We start from the raw sequence: 2,041 nt of genomic DNA, 5'->3' as shown, positions 1-2,041 counted from the left end.
GTTGTTAAACATCACGGCGAAGTCATCGGCATTAACTCAGCGGTCAATACCCAGGGTCAAGGTATCGGCTTTGCGATTCCGTCGAATATGGCACAGCGGGTAATGGCGCAACTGCAGGCGAAAGGAAAAGTTACTCGTGGTTATCTTGGATTGGTTCCTGCAAATTTCGACGACAACAAACGCGCTGCATTGAAAGTGCCGAAAACAGTATCGGGTATATTCATCGATAACGTGCAAGAGGATACCCCAGCCGATAAAGCAGGGTTGCGCGGCGGCGATATCATCACACAAATCGAAGGAAAATCGTTTACCGATCCGACACAATTCCGGTTGTATGTTGCCGACCACAATCCCGGCGACAAACTGCAAATGAAGATTTGGAGGGACGATAAACTCCGTGACTTTGAAATCGTTCTCGGTGATCGCGGTGAATATCTGGCTGCTGCAAATGGTACTGTGAAAGATCGCGAGCGGGAGAAGAATTGGTTGGGTATCGATGTCGTGGAAGCTGGTTCGACAAGAGCACGTGGTTTACGTTTGAATGTCGAAGAAGGAATAGTCGTGTTGCGGGTAGAAGCTGAATCGCCAGCTGACGGAGTACTGCAACGCGGCGATGTTGTACTCGAAGTCGACCGCAAGAAAGTCGAAACACTGGTTGATTGGAACAAGTTACAGGAACAGTTGAGTGACCGGACGGAACCGATACTCTTTCGGATTCAGCGTGGTGCGAACAAAACCTTTGTTACAATTACACCGAAGTAATCTCGGTTAACACGGTAACCAGAAAGGGCAAGGTATCCTTGCCCTTTTTTGTTATCTGGAATAAACAACGATTAACTGGTTGATGTCGACGAGTTTCAGCAGAATAGTAGTATAAAATTATATATGTATTTGATAATATGTTTGTTACAGGTGTTCTGACAATTTTTCCATTTCGTTATTTTAGCTTGCTCTCCTGAAAGCAAGACGCTATTTTCATGCGAACATTCCAGCCGTCTCCTCTGACTACCCACCTGCTATCGGCTGTTAGTTATTCATCGATTGTGAAGAATCGTAGAATCTTCCCAATAAGGAGAGCATCATGTTACGGCAAAAAATCAAGTGGATGCTGCTGATATTGGGCGCTGTGTTTTGCATTACAACCGCATCTGCGATTCAAAGAATTACCGGTACGATAATGTTACCAACGGGAATCGCTGAAGAGTACTACTTGACTCTTCACGATGATTACAGCCCGCTTTTCCCGCCACCCATTCTCATTGGTTGTCATTCCTACGGATCAAATTACACCGAGTTTTCTGGCACTGTGTTTGAAGAGAAAGCGGATACCCTTGGTTGGATGACTTTAGCAATCTCAGGTGTACCAAGCACCGAACGAGGTTTCGTCCATTGGTGGAGCAAACGAGTTCAACAACAGCTTGATATCGTGTTGGACTCGATTATGAGTCGGTATCCTTTCGATATCGATAATATGTATATCATCGGCGGCAGTATGGGGGGCGCTGCCGGGATGCAATACAACAACAACCATTTGGATCCCACGGGATACATGGTGCGGGCAACTGCCGGCGGAAGCGGGATCATTGATTTGGCGCGCCGCAAGCGAGAGCAGGGATCTAATGTATCGATGATGTGGGAGTTTGGTGGTGTGGTCGATTCGGTTTCGGATTATGTGAACTTCGAGTACAAACGTAATTCCGGTGTTGTTTTTTGGGATACTACGAATTCACTTCATTACAATATGATGTGGATGCCGCTATATCAGTCATCCGGGGTACTTGAACCCCACTACATCCACGACACCGACCTCGTCGATCTCTTCGGCGCTCAAATGCGGAGCTACCGAGTCGATTCTACTACTGGCGCGAGTCATGGCTGGGTAAATCTGCATCCCGATACCACAATGAATTGGTTTCTCAATCAGCCGGCTCTGAACCGCCATCCAACCTTGCAGAATATCGCAGCCGATGAACCGCGTCGCTGTTATGATATCGAATTTCTTTCGCTGTATTCCGATACCAATATGGCGCGCGCAATAATC

2 protein-coding genes are annotated in these 2,041 nt (G+C 47.0%); both read left to right on the top strand.

What is annotated here, in order from left to right:
• A partial coding sequence (locus OEM52_15010; protein ID MDK9701443.1) for a PDZ domain-containing protein occupies nucleotides 1–762 on the top strand: 762 nt, incomplete at its 5' end.
• A gap of 319 nt (nucleotides 763–1,081) precedes the next feature.
• On the top strand, nucleotides 1,082–2,041 hold a 960-nt coding region (locus tag OEM52_15005), incomplete at its 3' end, for a hypothetical protein (protein ID MDK9701442.1).

The organism is bacterium (genome assembly GCA_030247525.1).
GTDB lineage: Bacteria > Electryoneota > JAOADG01 > JAOADG01 > JAOADG01 > JAOTSC01.
This window is presented reverse-complemented; position numbering and strand designations above follow the sequence as displayed.